The sequence below is a fragment of the Bradyrhizobium sp. Kon37 genome, assembly GCF_055807535.1.
On sequence record NZ_JBVVOY010000004.1, the window covers coordinates 273818 to 290645 of the forward strand.

The 16828-nt window shown below is 65.6% G+C and carries 18 protein-coding genes; 7 read left to right on the forward strand and 11 right to left on the reverse strand.

Features of this window, described 5'->3' with window-relative positions; translation table 11 throughout:
• Window positions 1-94: 94 nt before the first annotated feature.
• The gene (locus AC0L3J_RS12090) at window positions 95-259 is read right to left on the reverse strand and encodes a hypothetical protein (RefSeq protein WP_007596920.1); all 165 of its coding nucleotides are present in this window, start codon (window positions 257-259) and stop codon (window positions 95-97) included.
• Between the two features lie 280 nt (window positions 260-539).
• Window positions 540-1364, reverse strand: coding sequence for a dienelactone hydrolase family protein (locus tag AC0L3J_RS12095; RefSeq protein WP_473347123.1), 825 nt, complete (start codon window positions 1362-1364; stop codon window positions 540-542).
• A gap of 175 nt (window positions 1365-1539) precedes the next feature.
• Here AC0L3J_RS12095 and AC0L3J_RS12100 point away from each other — a divergent pair, with 175 nt between their 5' ends.
• Window positions 1540-1767: a DUF2093 domain-containing protein gene (locus AC0L3J_RS12100; protein WP_007596922.1), complete on the forward strand. Its 228-nt coding sequence runs from the start codon at window positions 1540-1542 to the stop codon at window positions 1765-1767.
• A gap of 180 nt (window positions 1768-1947) precedes the next feature.
• Here AC0L3J_RS12100 and lpxK read toward each other — a convergent pair whose 3' ends face one another.
• Genes lpxK through AC0L3J_RS12130 form a run of 6 tightly spaced genes read right to left on the reverse strand, consistent with a single transcriptional unit; the run spans window position 1948 to window position 7487 of the window.
• Window positions 1948-2964 (reverse strand): tetraacyldisaccharide 4'-kinase, encoded by a 1017-nt coding sequence (gene lpxK / locus AC0L3J_RS12105; protein WP_473347124.1) that lies wholly within the window; start codon window positions 2962-2964, stop codon window positions 1948-1950.
• Window positions 2957-4303: a 3-deoxy-D-manno-octulosonic acid transferase gene (locus AC0L3J_RS12110; protein ID WP_473347125.1), complete on the reverse strand. Its 1347-nt coding sequence runs from the start codon at window positions 4301-4303 to the stop codon at window positions 2957-2959. The genes lpxK and AC0L3J_RS12110 overlap by 8 nt, the downstream gene beginning before the upstream one ends.
• A complete protein-coding gene (locus AC0L3J_RS12115; RefSeq protein ID WP_473347126.1) occupies window positions 4266-4979 on the reverse strand; it encodes a lysophospholipid acyltransferase family protein in 714 nt (237 codons plus the stop codon). The genes AC0L3J_RS12110 and AC0L3J_RS12115 overlap by 38 nt, the downstream gene beginning before the upstream one ends.
• On the reverse strand, window positions 4976-5218 hold the full coding sequence (locus AC0L3J_RS12120) for a DUF4170 domain-containing protein (protein ID WP_007596929.1): 243 nt from the start codon (window positions 5216-5218) through the stop codon (window positions 4976-4978). Before AC0L3J_RS12120 ends, AC0L3J_RS12115 begins: the two co-directional genes overlap by 4 nt.
• A gap of 60 nt (window positions 5219-5278) precedes the next feature.
• Entirely contained in the window at window positions 5279-6097 is an 819-nt protein-coding gene (locus AC0L3J_RS12125; RefSeq protein ID WP_473347127.1) for an inositol monophosphatase family protein, read from the reverse strand.
• Window positions 6084-7487: a TldD/PmbA family protein gene (locus AC0L3J_RS12130; protein WP_027565429.1), complete on the reverse strand. Its 1404-nt coding sequence runs from the start codon at window positions 7485-7487 to the stop codon at window positions 6084-6086. Before AC0L3J_RS12130 ends, AC0L3J_RS12125 begins: the two co-directional genes overlap by 14 nt.
• A 264-nt stretch (window positions 7488-7751) precedes the next feature.
• Here AC0L3J_RS12130 and AC0L3J_RS12135 point away from each other — a divergent pair, with 264 nt between their 5' ends.
• Window positions 7752-8270 carry a DUF6101 family protein gene (locus AC0L3J_RS12135; protein ID WP_473347128.1) on the forward strand — a complete coding sequence of 173 codons (519 nt, stop codon included), beginning with the start codon at window positions 7752-7754 and terminating at the stop codon, window positions 8268-8270.
• Here AC0L3J_RS12135 and ubiA read toward each other — a convergent pair.
• Together ubiA and AC0L3J_RS12145 are read right to left on the reverse strand one after the other, a co-directional pair.
• Window positions 8267-9199 (reverse strand): 4-hydroxybenzoate octaprenyltransferase, encoded by a 933-nt coding sequence (ubiA, locus tag AC0L3J_RS12140; RefSeq protein WP_473347129.1) that lies wholly within the window; start codon window positions 9197-9199, stop codon window positions 8267-8269. The genes AC0L3J_RS12135 and ubiA overlap by 4 nt on opposite strands.
• Window positions 9196-9855 (reverse strand): hypothetical protein, encoded by a 660-nt coding sequence (locus tag AC0L3J_RS12145; RefSeq protein ID WP_007596938.1) that lies wholly within the window; start codon window positions 9853-9855, stop codon window positions 9196-9198. The genes ubiA and AC0L3J_RS12145 overlap by 4 nt, the downstream gene beginning before the upstream one ends.
• Window positions 9856-10066: 211 nt before the next feature.
• Here AC0L3J_RS12145 and AC0L3J_RS12150 point away from each other — a divergent pair, with 211 nt between their 5' ends.
• The gene (locus tag AC0L3J_RS12150; protein ID WP_473347130.1) at window positions 10067-10819 is read left to right on the forward strand and encodes a 16S rRNA (uracil(1498)-N(3))-methyltransferase; all 753 of its coding nucleotides are present in this window, start codon (window positions 10067-10069) and stop codon (window positions 10817-10819) included.
• 86 nt (window positions 10820-10905) lie between these two features.
• Here the strand turns inward: AC0L3J_RS12150 and AC0L3J_RS12155 are convergent, their stop codons facing one another.
• Window positions 10906-11850 carry a helix-turn-helix domain-containing protein gene (locus tag AC0L3J_RS12155; protein ID WP_473347131.1) on the reverse strand — a complete coding sequence of 315 codons (945 nt, stop codon included), beginning with the start codon at window positions 11848-11850 and terminating at the stop codon, window positions 10906-10908.
• Between the two features lie 721 nt (window positions 11851-12571).
• On the opposite strand from AC0L3J_RS12155, the gene AC0L3J_RS12160 reads away from it, so the two are divergent.
• The 4 genes from AC0L3J_RS12160 (at window position 12572) to AC0L3J_RS12175 (ending at window position 16705) form a co-directional block, all read left to right on the forward strand.
• Window positions 12572-13723 (forward strand): ATP phosphoribosyltransferase regulatory subunit, encoded by a 1152-nt coding sequence (locus tag AC0L3J_RS12160; RefSeq protein ID WP_473347132.1) that lies wholly within the window; start codon window positions 12572-12574, stop codon window positions 13721-13723.
• A gap of 3 nt (window positions 13724-13726) precedes the next feature.
• Window positions 13727-14704 carry an ATP phosphoribosyltransferase gene (hisG, locus tag AC0L3J_RS12165; RefSeq protein ID WP_456767702.1) on the forward strand — a complete coding sequence of 326 codons (978 nt, stop codon included), beginning with the start codon at window positions 13727-13729 and terminating at the stop codon, window positions 14702-14704.
• A 112-nt stretch (window positions 14705-14816) separates the two neighbouring features.
• Window positions 14817-15863 (forward strand): glycosyltransferase family 2 protein, encoded by a 1047-nt coding sequence (locus tag AC0L3J_RS12170; protein ID WP_247284639.1) that lies wholly within the window; start codon window positions 14817-14819, stop codon window positions 15861-15863.
• A complete protein-coding gene (locus AC0L3J_RS12175; RefSeq protein WP_473347133.1) occupies window positions 15860-16705 on the forward strand; it encodes a ChbG/HpnK family deacetylase in 846 nt (281 codons plus the stop codon). The genes AC0L3J_RS12170 and AC0L3J_RS12175 overlap by 4 nt, the downstream gene beginning before the upstream one ends.
• The last annotated feature ends 123 nt before the right edge of the window (window positions 16706-16828 follow it).

The window sequence follows — 16828 nt, forward strand, 5'->3', positions numbered from 1 at the left end:
TTGCGAGCTATCGTAGCCCGCATGAGCGTAGCGACATGCGGGACCAGCGGCCCCGGATATCGCTACGCTCATCCGGGCTACAAGACGGCGCGTTTCAGCGGCAGGACAAGCCCGCGTCGATCGTGGTCCAGAAGCCGCAATGTTCCGGCGCGAGTTGCGGCGCGCCGGCATGGGCTTCGAACAGATGGGCTTCGAACAGGAAGACCGCGACGGTGAAGACGATCAGGGCGGAGGAGAACAGGACGAAACGGTTGCGCATGGGATTGCGTTTAATCGACATCGTGGTCGAATGATGGCGTCGTCACGGGCTGAAACCATCGCGGCGCGCGATCCGTAGAGTCACGGTCGGCCATTTTCCGTGCAGGGCGGTGGTCGATGCGGGGCTGTCCGCTGTTGTTCCCTTGGGCGGCCCCGCCTTCGCTTCTCACGAGCTACGGCGCGGCGAGCCCGCTCGGCACATGTAGCCCGCATGAGCGCAGCGACATGCGGGACGGACCTTCCCGGATATCGCTACGCTCATCCGGGCTACGGCACTGCCGTCAACGCGCCAGCCACTCGACGACCTCTTTCTGCGATTCCGCGCGCGCTATCGCATCCGTCCCGAGATGGCCGTGCTCGGGCGCGGCGGCATCAAGGCTGCCGGCGGCTGGATGCAGCGGCGTGTTGGCGCGGTCGAAATCGTGATAGGCGCCGGGATAGACCACGATGCGCGCGAGCGCGCTGCGGCCATGCGCACCATCGACCATTTGGCGGCAGGCCGGCGGCGACGAGACGTCGTCATTGCCACCGATCAGCACCAGCGTCGGCACCCGTGTGCTCCAGCCCAGGCCTGCGGAAATCCTGCAGTCCGGATAGAACGCGACCGCGGCGCGGAAATCCGGGCCGACCTCGCGCGCAAGGTTTTGCGGACGCACGGCCCAGAGCAGCGCGCTGGCGCCGTTCGCCCAGCCCATCAGGCTGACGCGGTCGCGCGCAACCCAACTCTGTTTCATCAACCAGGCGCGCGACGCCGCGATGTCGGTGACGCGTTCGCGCCGCGCCTTGACGTGGATGTCCTTGACGCGGCATTGCGGCCCGAGCTCTCGCGAGCCGTAGCTGTCAGGTAGCAGGACGGCGTTGCCGGACTTGAGCAGCCGCTCGGCCCAGTCGCGATAGCGCGGCAGCACGGAATCAGCATGGCCACCGAGGCCGCCGCAGCCGTGGAGCGCGATCACGGTCGGAAACGGCCCGGTGCCCTCGGGCTTGTAGAGCTGCGCATGCAGCACGCCGGACGCCAGCGGAATCTCGACCGGCTGCGGCGCCGGCGACGCTTGCGCGGCCGAGATCAGGAAGGTCAGGAACAGGGCGGTGAACGGAAGGCGCATCGAACTTTGCCGTTGGATCCTTCGCTCAAGCACTATCATGCCGAAACGGCGCCAAAACATCACAAACCGGTGGGTTTACCGGGCGGACAAGCCACCCTATCTATGCTACATCCCATCCAACACATCGTGCCCTCCCATGTGATCCCGGAGCGGCCTTCCACGGAGACTTTCGACCGTGCTGAACAAGTTCGGCCCCTCGGGCCATGGCGAAGCGCAGGTGCAGTATCTCGACGGCGATTTCCGCGTGATCTCGCCGGGGACCTTCGTGCGTTGCGCGATCACCGATACGCGCATCCCGCTCGACGAGTTGAAATACTGGAGCGTGGATTTGCAGGAAGCCTACGCCACACCCGCCGCCGTGCTCGAACGGCATTACCCGGGCGCGCCCAAGCCGCAAGCGTGAGGCGGCGGGCGGTTGTTTCATTGAAGTCTCCTGATCGTGTGAGATCGATAGGAGCTTTGCGATGAATGGTGCGTGAATGGTGGTGCTGTAGGGTGGGCAAAGCGCAGCGTGCCCACCATCTCGACCGTCGAACCGGAAGCATTATTGGTGGGCACGCTTCGCTTTGCCCACCCTACGAGATCATCGCCTTGAAAATCGCCGCGCGCGCGCCTTGTAGAGATGATCGCTGATCAATTGCCGGAGCGCAGCCGGGTCGTCGAATTCGAGCTGCACCGCGAACGGCACGATGCCTTCCGGCACACCCTCGCGGCCGTGCAGACGTGCGAGATCCTTTTCCGTCGTCACCAGTGTTTGCTGCTCGCGCCGCGCCTCCGCGGCGAGGGCTGCGATCTCGTCGTTCGAAAACATGTGATGATCGGCGAAGGCGCGCGTGCGCGCGAGCTCGATACCGCCAGCGCGCAACGTACGGAAGAACCGTTCGGGATCGCCGATGCCGGCGAACGCGAACACCGGCTTGCCCAACAGTCTTGCGATCGACCCGGCGTCGGGCTTCAGCCGCGCGCGCAGCTCCGGCTTGTTGCGCCTGGCAAGCTCGACGGCGACATCGTCGGCGGCACGGCCGCCGCCGATCACGACCAGCGCGTCGGTGCGCGCAAGCTGCGCTTTCAGCGGCGCACGCAGCGGACCGGCCGGAAACACCTTGCCGTTGCCGAGGCCGCGCTCGCTGTCGATCACGATCAGCGAGGTGTCCTTGAGAAGACGCGGGTTCTGGAAGCCGTCGTCCATCAGGATCACGGTGGCGCCTTGCGATTTGGCCAGCACGACGCCGTCGAGGCGGTCGCGCGCGACCGTGACAGGAACGTCGCGCGCCATCATCAGCGGCTCGTCGCCGATTTCGGACGCGGTGTGACGCATCCGGTCGACCATCACCGGGCCCTTGAGGCTGCCGCCATAGCCGCGGCTGAGCACCACCGGCGTCTCGCCGAGCTCGCGCAGGAGCTTCGTCAACGCCAGCACGGTCGGCGTCTTGCCGGCGCCGCCGACATGGTAGTTGCCGACACAGATCACGGGGATGCCGGCGTCGACGCCCTCGCGCAGTATCCGCCGTTCTGTGATCGCGCCGTAGAGCGCACCCAGCGGCCCCAATGCGTAGGATTCGAGCGAACGTGGCCGGTACCAGAAGGCCGGCTCACGCATTGGCGGCCCCCATCTCGATCCGCAACTGCAGAAGATAAGGCTCGAGCGCGGTCATGGTGCGGTTGAGCGCGCCGCCGAGATCCTCGACCACGCCGGCGCCCGACTGCTGGATCTTCCGGCGCAGGGCGGGATCGGCGAGCAGCTGGCCGAGTTGCTTGATCAGCAGCTCCTGGGTGTCGGCCTGGCGCGCGCCGCCGCTGTGATCGAGCGCCTCGTAGACGTCGGCGAAATTGAAGACGTGCGGACCATGGACGATGGCCGCGCCGAGCTTGATCGCTTCGATCGGATTCTGGCCGCCATGGTGGATCAGCGATCCGCCCATGAACACGATGTCCGAGAGGCGATAGAACAGGCCGAGCTCGCCCATGGTGTCGGCGATGTAAACGTCGGTGGTCGCCGTCGGCAGCTCGTCGCGCGAGCGCAGGGCCGGCTTCAGGCCGGACGCCGTGATCAGGCCTGTGATCGAGGAGCCGCGATCCGGATGGCGCGGCACGATCACGGTCAGGAGCTGCGGGAAGAAACCGCTGAGGCTGCGATGCGCCGCCACCAGCATCTCCTCCTCGCCCGGATGGGTCGAGGCCGCCACGATGATCGGACGCCCGCGCGTCATCGCCATCAGCCGTTCGAGCTTGGCGGGATCGGCCGGCGGGGCCGGCACGTCGAGCTTGAGATTGCCCGTGGTGACGACGTCGCGGCCGCCGAGCGCCGAGAAGCGCTCGGCATCGGTCTTCGACTGCGCCAGACAAATGTCGAACCGCGACAGCAGCGCCGAGATGGTGCCCTGCATGCGGCGCCAGCGCGGGAACGAGCGCGGCGACATCCGCCCGTTGATCAGCACCATCGGCACGCGGCGCGCAGCGCCTGCCAGGATCAGGTTCGGCCACAGATCGGATTCGATGAACAGCGCCAGCGACGGCTTCCAATGGTCGAGGAAGCGCGCGACATAACGCGGGGAATCATACGGCACGTATTGATGGATGACGTCGGGCGGAAAGCGCTTTGCGACAATGGCAGCCGACGTGACGGTGCCCGAGGTGAGCAGAATGCGCAGGTTGAGATCGCGCAAGCGCTCGATCAGCGCCGCCGCGGCGAGGACCTCGCCGACGCTGGCTCCGTGAATCCAGACCAGCGGACCGTGCGGCCGCACGTCCCGGGACAGGCCCCGCCGTTCGCCGACGCGCGCGGGATCTTCCTTGCCCTGCTTCAGGCGCCGCTTGATCAGCACAGGCGCGAGCGGCACCAGGCCGCGCGCCAGGCGCCGGTACATCCGCAGCGTCAACGGCAGCGAGCCGGGCAGCGATTTAGGCATCTGCAGGTCCCGGCCGGCCGAGTTGCGCATAGGCGCGGCGGGTCGCCTCGTTCAAGGTCTCCTCCAGCTCGAGCCGCAGCGCTTCCATGGTGGCGGCGTTCGCATCCGGCGGAACGTGGATTTCCTTGATGCCGACCAACGCGCCCCGCCCGAACGGCAGGTTGATGGTGGTGCGGTCCCAGTTCTTGAGCCGGACGAAGCGGCTGGTCGCCATCGCAAAAGGCATGATCGGCCGCCCCGATTCCCGTGCCAGCATGATGATGCCGAGCCCGGCCACGCGCGAGCGCTTGGGGACGTCGGCGGTCAGCGCGACATTACAACCGTCCTGGAGCGTCCGCACCATTTCCTTGAAGGCACCGACCCCGCCTTTGCGGTGAAACGCGCTGCCATGGTCGCCGGACCCGCGGATGGTGCCGATGCCGAGCCGCTCGGCGGCAATCGCGTTGAACTCGCCGTCGCGGTGACGGGAGATCAGGACCCTGGCCTTGTACCAGTCCTTGTTCTTGATGAAGGGGGTGAGGAAATGCTGGCCGTGCCAGAAGGCGAAGATCGCCGGGATCTGCGGCTCGACGCGGTCATAGACGTCAGGCGGATCGAACGTGAATTTGTTCGTCCGCCAGACCAGACGCAGATATTCGGCCGCCAGGATTCCGACGGCACGCTGGACGAAGCTGCTCCTCAGCGTATTGCGAAGCAGCTTTTTCAACGCGCCGGTTCTTGATTCGGGTCGAGCAGCCGGTGGAGATGGACGATGAAATAGCGCATCTGCGCGTTGTCGACCGTGCTCTGCGCCTTGGCGCGCCAGGCGGCGTGCGCGGTCGCATAGTTCGGATAGAGGCCGACGATCTCGACGTCGTCGAGGTTCTTGAAGGTGTTGTGCTCGAGATCGACGAGTTCGCCGCCGACGACGAGGTGGAGCAATTGCTGCGGGGCACTATCTGGCATCGGTTCTGTTCCTAACGGGCTGCCCGGCAAAGCAGTGTTCGACAAGCACGAGAAAGCGCGTCACGGCAAGGGGCGGTTTCGAAAATGCGAGACAATGTTCGCATGACGATCGCGCCCCGCTGCCACCAGCACCCCATGCGTGACTTGCCGGCGGTTATAGAGGATGGGATCTCCGGAGAGATCGCTCATCCTACCATCGGCTTCCTGCACGATCAAATCCGCCGCCGCAAGGTCCCAATCATGACTGTTGCCGCCGGCAAAAGCCGCATCCAGCGCGCCATGGGAGACCCGGCACAGCCGGAGCGCGAGCGAACCGATTCGCGGATGCAGCTTGATCTCGCCCAGTGACGGCTTCAGGCGCTCGACCAGGGGCTTCGGACCGGCGACCCGCGAGAAGTCGAGCTCGGACCCAGCCGTCGCCCGCACCGGCACGTCGTTGAGGGTCGTGCCCCCGCCGCGGGCGGCGAAGAAGAACTCATCGCTGGTCGGCGCGAACACCGCGGCCAGCACCGGCGAGGCATCCTCGACCAGCGCGACGCTGACGCACCATTCGTCATGGCCATTGAGGTAGTTGCGGGTGCCGTCGATGGGATCGACGATCCAGGTCAGCCGGCGCGACAGCCGCACCTCGTCGTCGGCGCTCTCCTCCGACAGCCAGCCATAGTCGGGCGTCGCCGCGCGCAGGCGCGATTCCAGGAGATCGTTGACGGCAATGTCGGCTTCCGAGACCGGCGAGGACGCACCCTTGGTCCACTTCTTCAGCTCGGTGCGGAACATCGACTGCGCGAGTGCGCCCGCCTCCCGCACCGTGTCTTGCAGCAGCGCCGCGTCGCGCGTCAGGATGGCTTCGCCTGTTGCGTTCGCGTCAACGTCCGCCAAGCGTCAAGCCCTCGATGCGCACCGTCGGCGCATTGACGCCGTAGCGGAACTCGAGATTGTTCGCCGGCTGCATCGACTTGAAGATCTCGAACAGATGGCCGGCGATCGTCACCTCGCTCACGGGATAAGTGAGTTCGCCGTTCTCGATCCAGAAGCCGGAGGCGCCGCGACTGTAATCGCCGGTGACGCCGTTGACCCCCGAGCCGATCAAATCGGTGACGTAGAACCCCTGCTTGATATCGGAGATCAGCTCGGCCGGCGTGGGCGTGCCGGGTTCGAGATGCAGATTATACGGCCCGGGCGACGGCGAGGAGGAGACGCCGCGATGGGCGTGGCCGGTGGTGGTGAGACCGAGCTCACGCGCAGTGGCGCAATCGAGCAGCCAGGTCGTCAGCACGCCTTCGTCGATCAGCGCGATCTTCTTCACGGCGACGCCTTCGGCGTCGAACGTCTGCGAGCGCAGGCCGCGTTTGCGCAGGGGATCGTCGATGATGCGGATGTTTTTGGCGAACAGCTGCTGGCCGAGCTTGTCCTTCAGGAAGCTGGTCTTGCGCGCGATCGAAGCGCCATTGATGGCGCCGACGACGTGGCCGACCAGCGAGCCCGCGACGCGCGGATCGAACACCACGGGCACCTTGCAGGTCTCGACCTTGCGCGGATTGGCGCGGGCCACGGTGCGCTCGCCCGCGGAACGACCGACGATTTCCGGCGACAGCAGATCGGCACCATGCGGCGCTGAGGTGAAGTCGTAGTCGCGCTCCATGCCGGTGCCGTCGCCGACAATGGCGGTGGCGGAGATGCCTTGGCTGGACCGTAGATAAGAGCCGTGGAAGCCGGTGCTGGTGACGAGCACCATGCCGCCCATGCCGGCGGAGGCCGAGGCGCCGCCGGATTTGGTCACGCCCTTGACACCGAGCGCCGCAGCCTCGGCTTCGAGTGCGCGGCGCTCGAGTTCCGAGGTCGCGGGCACGTCGGGGTCGAGCAGATCGAGATCGGGGAAGTCGCGCGCGAGCAGTGCGGGATCGGCAAGGCCGACATATTTGTCGTCGGGCGCTACACGCGCCATCGCAACCGCTCGCTCGGCAAGCTTGGTCACGGCATCGCCGCTGGCGTCGTTGGTCGAGACCACCGCCTGGCGCCGGCCGACCAGCACGCGCAAGCCGACATCGTCGCCCTCGGAACGTTCGGATTCCTCGACCCGGCCGTCGCGCACCTCGACACCTTGCGAGACGCCACGTACGGCGACCGCATCGGCCGCATCCGCGCCGGCGCGCCTGGCAGCCTCCACCAGCCGCTGCGCGAGATCGGAGAGCGCAGACTGGTCGAACAGGTCGCGACCGGCTGTGGACGAATCCTTGGGCGAAAGCGTCGAGCTTGGTGAAGGGTTCACAAACGAAATCCTGTTGAGGCGGGCTGCGGGACCGGAACCCACAGATGTGCCCTGATCGCGCGGACTTCAAGCATTTTCAGCCCACCAAAAGCTCAGATTCGCAGCTTGCGCGCAACGTCTCGTCAATCATGCGTGCCAAGGTCTTGTCAATCATGAGCGGCGGTGAGGTTGGATTAACCAGCCTTTTTAAGCGGTTTCGGAAAGGCTCGCGCTAAGGTCCTCACATCGACCGGGAACATAATCCTGGCGGGGAGAACTAAAGCCGTGAGGCGTCAAACAGCAATAAGCGGGATCAATCCCGCCGGGTCGAGCCGCTCCCTGCGGCTCGACCCCCTTTCCCTTCCGGTCCGCTTCGATGCGCATGATCCGCGCGCCGACGGATATGTCCGGCAGATCGAGCTTCATCGCGAACGTGTCGTGCTGCACCGTGCCGTCCGCGGCATGCGGATGGCGATCAATGTCCGCGTCAGCGACTTCATCGGCGTCGCGCTGCGCGGCAACGATGAGGCCCAGACCCTCGTCCTGGTGCATCGCGATCCCTCGCTCTCCATTCCGCTGCTGGTCAGCGCCGATGGCGACGAACTCGTTGAGGCCTGGGCGATCTGGAGCGAGCTGTTCGCGCTTCCGCAGCTCGACGAAGGCGCACGCAAACCCGCGCCGCGCCGCCGCCGCGCCAACGCGATCCGCCACCGCCGTCCGAAATTTCTGATGCGCCGCCGCACCGGTGTCGCACGCGAGTTGTCGGTGCATCGCGATGAGCGCGAGATCATCGCACGGAGTTAAGCCGCCCGCATCACCGCGTCGGCCAGCAAACCCGCAAAGAGCAACAGCCCCGCATCGCGATTCGAGTAGAACAGGCGCTTGCAGAGATCGCCGTCGCTGATATTCAGCCGTGCGATCTGCGCGACCAGATGCACGGCGAAGGCCCCAAGTCCGAGCCAGGCCGGCCAGCGCGCATCCCCTGACGCCAGCGCTACGCCGATCAGCAGCACCGCGAGGCCGTAGAACAGGATCAGTGCCTGGTGCGTATGCGCGCCGAACAGGCGCGCGGTGGACTTGATGCCGATCAGCGCATCGTCCTCGGCGTCCTGATGCGCGTAGATCGTATCGTAGCCGATTACCCAGGAAATCGCGCCGGCATAGAGCACGAGCGCGGTGACGTCGATGCGCCCGAACGTGACGGCAAATCCCATCAGGGCGCCCCAGGAAAACGCGAGCCCGAGCACAATCTGCGGCCACCAGGTGATGCGCTTCATGAACGGGTAGATCGCGACGATCAGCAGCGAGGCAATGCCGGTCAGGATCGCGAAGCGGTTGAACTGCAGCAACACCACGAGCCCGATCAGCGCCTGCGCGACCATGAAGGCCAGCGCCTGCTTCGCACTCACCTGGCCCGACGGCAGCGGCCGCGAGCGGGTGCGCTCGACCTTGTCGTCGAGGTCACGGTCGGTGATGTCGTTCCAGGTACAACCCGCCCCTCGCATGACGAAGGCGCCGATGAAGAACAGGAGGATGGTGAGCGGCAGGCCGCGGACGTCATGCGCCATGCCGGCGGCGAGCGCCGCCGACCACCAGCACGGCATCAACAGGAGCCAGGAGCCGATCGGACGATCAAAGCGGGACAAGCGCAGATAAGGCCGCGCCCATTGCGGCGCACGCGTATCGACCCAGTTGCCGGTGGAATCGGCAACTCGGGCGGATGTGTCGCTCATCGCGTCAGGACGTTGCCGTTGAGTGTATCGAAGGTGCTGCCGCCCTTCTTGCCGGCATTGGCCTCGGGCGCCGAGCCCGAACCCAGCACTTCGCTCAGCGACGGACCGGCCGGACCGCGCGGCTGGTTCTGCATCTGCTGCGCGACGTTGCAGACCTTCGCCGTCATGGCCTCGGTGTTCTTGTGGCCGTCCTTCATCTGCGCGCCGACCTGCGCCGGAATCCCGCACTTCGAGGCATTGGCCTCGATGTACTTGATCATCTTGGTCTCAGCCTGGCTGAAATTGCGGATCAGCTTGCAGGCCTCGTCAGGCGGGGCGTGACGGTCGCTCGCGGCCTTGATCAGCTTGCCGCGCTTTTCGGCATCCTCGCGCAGAGGCATGAAGGCCTTCATGCAGTCCTCGCCGGGACCGGCTTGCGTCGGCGGGGCCGCGCTGAAGGCGCCGGCGCCACCGACGGGCGCGGCGCCGTTCACGGGGAAGGAGGATTGCGGCGCGCCGCCGACGGAGGCGACTGGCGCCGAGCCGTTCACGGGCGGAAACGCGGAACTCGTTGGGGCCTGGCCCGGCAGCGGCGCGGGGAAACCCTGCGCATAGGCACAAACGGCGCCCATCGTGACCATGGCGGCAGTGATCGGAACCATCAAATGACGGATCATCAAGGCAGTCTCTCCGGCAGGAGCTTGCGGGGTTCGGCGTCTTCCCAATTGAAGCGCAACCAGCGTGCTCGCGATTTTACGATTCCCGCCGGCGCTTAACAACCCGTTGAATAGGGCAGGAGCGCGGCGCGCAGACGCACCATTTTGGCAAAATTTACCCCCGAAACTACTGCTTTCGGCTAAGAACGGCGCCAAATCGGACCTTTGAACGATGCCCTCTCACGATTTCCGCGGCCCCCGCCTGTTCGTCGATGCCCCCCTGGCCCAGGACGGCAGGGTCGAGCTCGACCGCGACCAGAGCAATTATCTCGGCAATGTCCTGCGGCTTGCCGCCGGGGCCGAGGTTTTGGCGTTCAACGGCCGCGACGGCGAGTGGCAGGCGGCCATTGAAGGCCGCAAGCGGCCGGACGGCCTCGTCATCCTCCAGCAGACCCGGCCGCAGGACCGGCTGCCCGACCTCGCCTACGTCTTCGCCCCGCTCAAGCATGCGCGGCTCGACTACATGGTGCAGAAGGCCATCGAGATGGGCGCGGCCTCGCTTCAGCCGGTTCTGACCCGGTTCACCCAGGCCTCCCGCGTCAATACCGATCGGATGCGCGCCAATGTCGTCGAGGCAGCCGAGCAATGCGGCATTCTCAGCATCGCCACCGTTGCCGAGCCGATGCCGCTGGAGCGCTTCCTCAGCCAGCGCGCCGCCGGCAGGCTGCTGATCTTCTGCGACGAGGCGGCGGAACTCGAAAACCCCATTCAGAGCCTGCAAGGTGCACAGGGGGCGGACGGAATCGACGTGCTGATCGGCCCCGAAGGCGGCTTTGCCGATGAAGAGCGGGCGCTGCTGCTGCGGCAGCCGAAAATCCTGCGACTGGCGCTGGGACCCCGGATCATGCGGGCCGACACGGCCGCAGTGGCCGCGCTGGCGCTGGTGCAGGCGGTGCTGGGCGACTGGGATGGCGAACGCGGCTAAGCCAATGATTAGTTGGCCTTCCGGCTGGCGGCCTATCGTCTGGACAGACCCAGGCCATCGAACCAGTTAGACGTGACCGCACGTTGCTATTCGCCTCGTAGCGATCGGTTCAGGGTCTCCGAAGGCAACTCTCCGAAAGCCTCTCTGTAGCTCGCTGCGAACTCGCTTAGATGCCAGAAACCGTGCGCAAGCGCACAGGACTTCACACTCCGGCCCGCTCGGCCGGTGCGCAGTTGCTTGCGCACCGACCAGAGGCGCAAGACCCGGCTATAGCGATGTGGGCTCATGCCGCAGATGGCCCGTGTCGCACTCTGGAGAGTCCGGACCGACACACCCGCCTGTTCCGCCAATTCGGTCGTCTTGTGCCAGATCATCAGATCGCGCCGGATCAGTTTCTCCATATCAGCCACGATCCGCCGATAATGCTCGGTGGTGGATGACACAGGTCCGCTTGCGACACTGGACCAGATCGCCGCATCCATCGTGCTGAGCAGCGACTGTTCGACAATCGTTTGCGAAGCCGGCTCGTTCAGGAAGTCTGGGTCATTTGCTGCGGTTTCAAGCGAGATCGAGATCAGACGGCGTAGCGAGGCAAGCACGTCCGGCGCCGGATTCAGCAAATGGCATCCATCGCCTAATTCAGGCAATGGCTCCCGCCCGGATGGACTGAAGTAGACCACTGCCAGCAGACGCCCCTCCGGCTCATGCACCAGGCAATCTGAATCACCTTTCAATACGAGGACAGAACCGCCCATCGATTGCCCGTTGATGCGGGCAGAGGTCACGTGATCCATCGGTACCGCCACTGCGGCAGCATTGGTGAACTGATAGCCTCGAATGATCCGGGGGAAGGTTTTCAACAGCGACAGAGTCAGCGTCGGCAAGGTGAGCCGGGCACGCATGATCGCTGTCACCCCGGCCGATAACGGCATGCTCGATGCGCCGGCGTATTTCTCGGTCTCGCCGAAATGATCGATGTCATAGGAATTGAGCTCGAGCGCCGAGGACGGCTTGAGATCCTGGAACGACATCAAGCGATCCGCCGCTCTCTTTTGAATTCCCTCGCGAGCAGGGACTAGACGGCTTTGATCCATGTTCTGCTGCTTACCTGGCCTTCATTCTTGGAAACGGCGATTTTAGCGCCCCGCAAATCATCCGGCCCGCTGACGCCGGCGCGCCGCAGGTCGCGGAGCATTGAGATGGCATGAACGATCAGAAGGTTGAGCGGATCGAATTCGTCTTAGTGCCGGAAATGTCGCAGATCGAAAACAGCATATAGGCCAGCGTGTGTCGCGCGACCGGATACCATCGGTTGCGTTGCACATGAATCGGAAACCAACTCGCATTGTAAACGAAGGCTCTGCGAACGGATCGTCCCCCTACCCAAATTGAGTATGCGACCGGTGGAGCATTCTCAAACCGGCCGAGCAGCTCGCGGGTGAAGTTGCGGCCGAGCTTTCCGCCTCAGGCGACCCATTCATCTTGGTAGCGCCCTGAGACGTCCCTGCCCCGAAATGAATGAAGGTCCCTATTCATCTGGGTCCACGCAGCGGGATGTACAGGTATTATATTACCCGAACTGGGAGAGACGTAATTCAAGCTTCGCCTCCTGTGCTGACTGCGCGTCGCTCCGACGCTGTTAAGCGATTGATCCTTTGGAGGTCGAAACCGCTTTCGGGCCATGCTAAGGCCTGCGGCAATTCGCTTCCCCTGCTTGCCCTGCCCGGTTCCACCGGGACGATGGACCCTGAGATGACCGCGACTGCCACCTCAAATGCTGCCGGCTCCGCCGCCTGGGCGGACACGCTGCTGCTGTCGTTCGCGCAGGCCGGCTATGTCAGGGCCGAGCCCGCCATCCTGCAGCCGGCCGAACCGTTCCTGGATCTCTCCGGAGAGGACATCCGCAAGAGCCTGTACCTGACCACGGACCTCTCCGGCGAGGAGCTGTGCCTGCGCCCCGACCTGACCATTCCGGTGGCCCGCGATTACCTCAGCTCCGGCCGTGCCGGCCAGCCGGCCGGGTTCAGTTATCTCGGCCCGGTGTTCCGCTACCGCAACGGCCAGAGCAGCGAATTCCTGCAGGCCGGCATCGAATCGTTCGGCCGCCAGGACCGCGCTGCGGCCGATGCCGAGATGCTGGCGCTGGCGCTGGAGGCGACCGCCGCTTTCGGCGTCCGCGATGTCGAGATCCGCACCGGCGACGTGGCGCTGTTCAACGCGCTGCTCGACGCGCTCGACCTCTATCCGGTCTGGCGCCGCCGCCTGGTCAAGGATTTCAACCGCAAGATCAGCCTGGAGCAGGATCTGGAGCGGCTGGCAGCCGCAACCACCGCGACCCGCAGCGAATATGAGGGCGTGCTCGCGGCGCTCGCCGGCTCCGACCGCAAGGCGGCACTCGCTTTCGTCACCGATCTGATGTCGATCGCCGGCACCACCAATGTCGGCGGCCGCACCACCGCCGAGATTGCCGACCGCTTCCTCGAGCAGTCGACGCTGAAGGGCGGCGCGCTGCCGCGCGAGGCCATCGCCGTGCTCAAGCGTTTCCTGTCGATATCGGGTAACCCCGATGACGCCGTCGCTCAGCTGCGCGCGCTGACCAATGATGCAAGGCTCGACCTCAGTGCTGCGATCGACCAGTTCGAAAGCCGGGTCGGCTTCATGGCGGCGCGCGGCATCGATGTGAAGGCGACGCGCTTTTCGACCTCGTTCGGACGCGGGCTCGACTACTACACCGGCTTCGAATTCGAGCTGCATCACCGCGGCAACGGCGCCGAGCCGCTGGTTGCCGGCGGCCGCTATGACGGGCTGATGACCCAGCTTGGATCGGCCGAGCCGATCCCCGCGGTCGGTTTCTCGGTCTGGGTGGATGCGCTGACCCGGATCGGCCGCAAGGTGGGAGCTTAAGTCATGAGCGCGCCATTCGTTCTGGCCGTTCCCTCCAAGGGCCGCCTGCAGGAAAACACCGAGGCCTTCTTCGCCCGCGCCGGGCTGAAGCTGTCGAAGGCGGGCGGCGCCCGCGACTATCGCGGCACGCTCACGGGCCTCGACAATGTCGAGGTCGCCTATCTCTCGGCGAGCGAGATCGCCTCGCAACTGTCCCGCGGCTCGGCGCATCTCGGCGTCACCGGCGAGGATCTGGTGCGCGAGACCATCGCGGACGCCGACAAGCGCGTCTCCCTGATCGAAGGCCTCGGCTTCGGCTATGCCGACGTCGTCGTCGCGGTGCCGCAGGCGTGGATCGACGTCCGCACCATGGCCGACCTCGACGACGTCACCACCGGCTTCCGCGAGCAGCATCACATGCGGATGCGGGTCGCGACCAAGTTCATCAACCTCACCCGCGCCTTCTTCCAGAGCCAGGGCATCACCGATTACCGCATCGTCGAAAGCACGGGCGCGACCGAAGGCGCGCCGGCCGCCGGCAGCGCCGAGTTGATCGTCGACATCACCACGACCGGCGCGACCCTCGCCGCCAACGGATTGCGGGTGCTCGACGACGGCGTGATCCTGCGCAGCCAGGCCAATCTGGTCGCCTCGAGAGACGCTGATTGGTCGCCGCAGGCGCGGGAGACCGCGCGCATCATCCTCGATCACATCGCGGCGCGGGCGCGGGCCAACAAATACCGCGAAGTCCGCACCCGCTTCCGCCAGTGCGACGCGGCCATGCTCACCGAGGCCCACGAGCGCTTCGGCGTCGAAGCCCCGTTCGGCGGACCGACCTCGTCGGGCATGCTCACGCTGCACTGCCCGCCGGGCCAGCTCTACGCACTCGCGAGCTTCCTGCGCACCCATGGCGCCGAGACCGTCTCGGTGGTTTCGCTGGATTACGTGTTCGACCGGGACAACCCGCTGTTCGCCAGGCTCGAGGCGTTCCTGCGGCAGTGAGCCCAAAGTTTGTTGAGCAATTCCGTTCAGCGTAGCGACAGCAAACGGCAGCTACCATATGCTGTCGAGATGACCTTGCAAGAAAACCTGATCGCCTCTGGAACCTTGATCGATGACGCTGGGCTCTGACGTTTCCGGCATGACGACCATCGCGGCAAGCACCGCCGCGAAGGGACTGTCGATTGTCGTCCCCCTCTACAACGAAGCGGCGGGCCTTGCCGCCCTGCACCAGCGCATCTGCGATCTCGCAAAGACCTTGCGGCAGCGCTATCGCCTGGCTTGCGAGGTCGTCTATGTCGACGACGGCAGCGCGGACGCGACGCTGTCGATCGCCCGCTCGCTGCCGGCCGACGCGGTCGACGTCCAGGTGGTGTCGCTGTCGCGCAATTTTGGCAAGGAGGCCGCGCTGATGGCCGGCCTCGACCATGCCCGGCTCGGCGCGGTGCTGTTCATGGACGGCGACGGCCAGCATCCGCCGTCGCTGGTCGAGCGACTGGTGCGGCACTGGATCGAGGACGGCTACGACGTCGTCTATACAGCCAAGGCGCATCGCGACAACGAGCCGTTCCTGCGGCGGCTCGCCGGACGGGGCTTCTATGCGCTGATCAACTGGGGCGCGCGCCAGAAGATTCCCGAAGACGCCGGCGACTTCCGCCTGCTGTCGCCGCGCGCGGTCGCAGCATTGAGGCAGTTGCCGGAGCGCAACCGCTTCTTCAAGGGCCTTGCGAGCTGGATCGGCTTCCGCCAGATCCGCGTCGATTACGAGCCCGCGCCGCGCACCCATGGCGTGACGACCTTCAGCGCCGCGCGTCTGCTTGGTCTTTCGATCGAAGGCGTCACCTCGTTCTCGGTGGCGCCGCTGCGCTTCGCCAGCCTGCTCGGCGTGATCCTCGCCGGCGGAGCGTTCCTGTTCGGTCTGTCGATCCTGTGGGAGGTCTTGACCACCGGCAAGCAGGTGCCCGGCTATCCCTCACTCGTGATCGGCCTGATGACGATCGGCGGCGTGCAGCTCATCATGATCGGCATCGTCGGCGAATATATCGGCAAGATCCTGTCCGAGCTGAAGGCGCGCCCGATCTACTTTGTCGCCGAGCACAGTGAAAAGCATTTCGAGACCGACAAGGCTGACGACGCCTCGAAGAGGACGGCGGCCGAATGAGCGCGGCCGCGCCGCCGCGGCGGATCTGGCTCTGCGCCGACGATTACGGCATCAGCCCGGGCGTCAATCGCGCCATCCGCGACCTGATCGAACGCGGCCGTCTCAACGCCACCTCAGTGATGATGGTGGGACCTGCGGTCGAGCGCAGCGAGATCGAGGCGCTCCAGACGGCAGCGCAAGCGAGCCCGCGCTGCGCGATCGGATTGCACGTGACATTGTCGGCACCGTTCCGGCCACTCACCATGCATTTCCGCCCGCTCGACGGCGACATGTTTCTCCCGTTTCCGAAGCTGCTGCGCGCGGGTCTTGCGCGAAGGCTCGACCGCGAATTCTTTCGCAACGAGGTCAAGGCGCAGCTGGCAGCCTTCGCAAAAGCGTTCGGACGCGCGCCTGACTTCGTCGACGGCCATCAGCATGTGCAGCTCTACCCGCAGGTGCGCGACGGCTTTGTCGACGCAGTCGCCGAAGCCGCGCCAAAAGCCTGGGTGCGCCAGGGTGGCCGCGACCTGCCGCTGATGCAGCGTCTGGCTTCACCGAAAGCCATGGTGCTCGATATCCTGAGCGCGCAATTCCGCCGCCGCGCCGCCAGCGCGGGCCTCAGCTTCAATCCCGGCTTCGCCGGCGCCTATGATTTCACGCAGGCGGCCGATTTCGGTACGCTGATGCGGCAATTCCTCGAAGGCCTGCCGGATGGCGGCCTCATCATGTGCCATCCCGGCTTCGTTGACGACATCCTCACCGGGCTCGACCCGATGACGGATGTCCGCGAACGCGAGCACGCCTATCTCGCCGGCGATGCCTTCGCGCGAGTGCTGACGGACAGCGGCGTCACGCTGGGGTGAACCGGTGAAAGTTTGCGAGAAAGCCGCCCGCGAGACAGCTTGTCGCATACCGAAATTTAATCCTGCCGGCACTGTTGGGGCCACAATGGAACCCTACATCTGCCTCGCGCTTGTTTTGCGCGA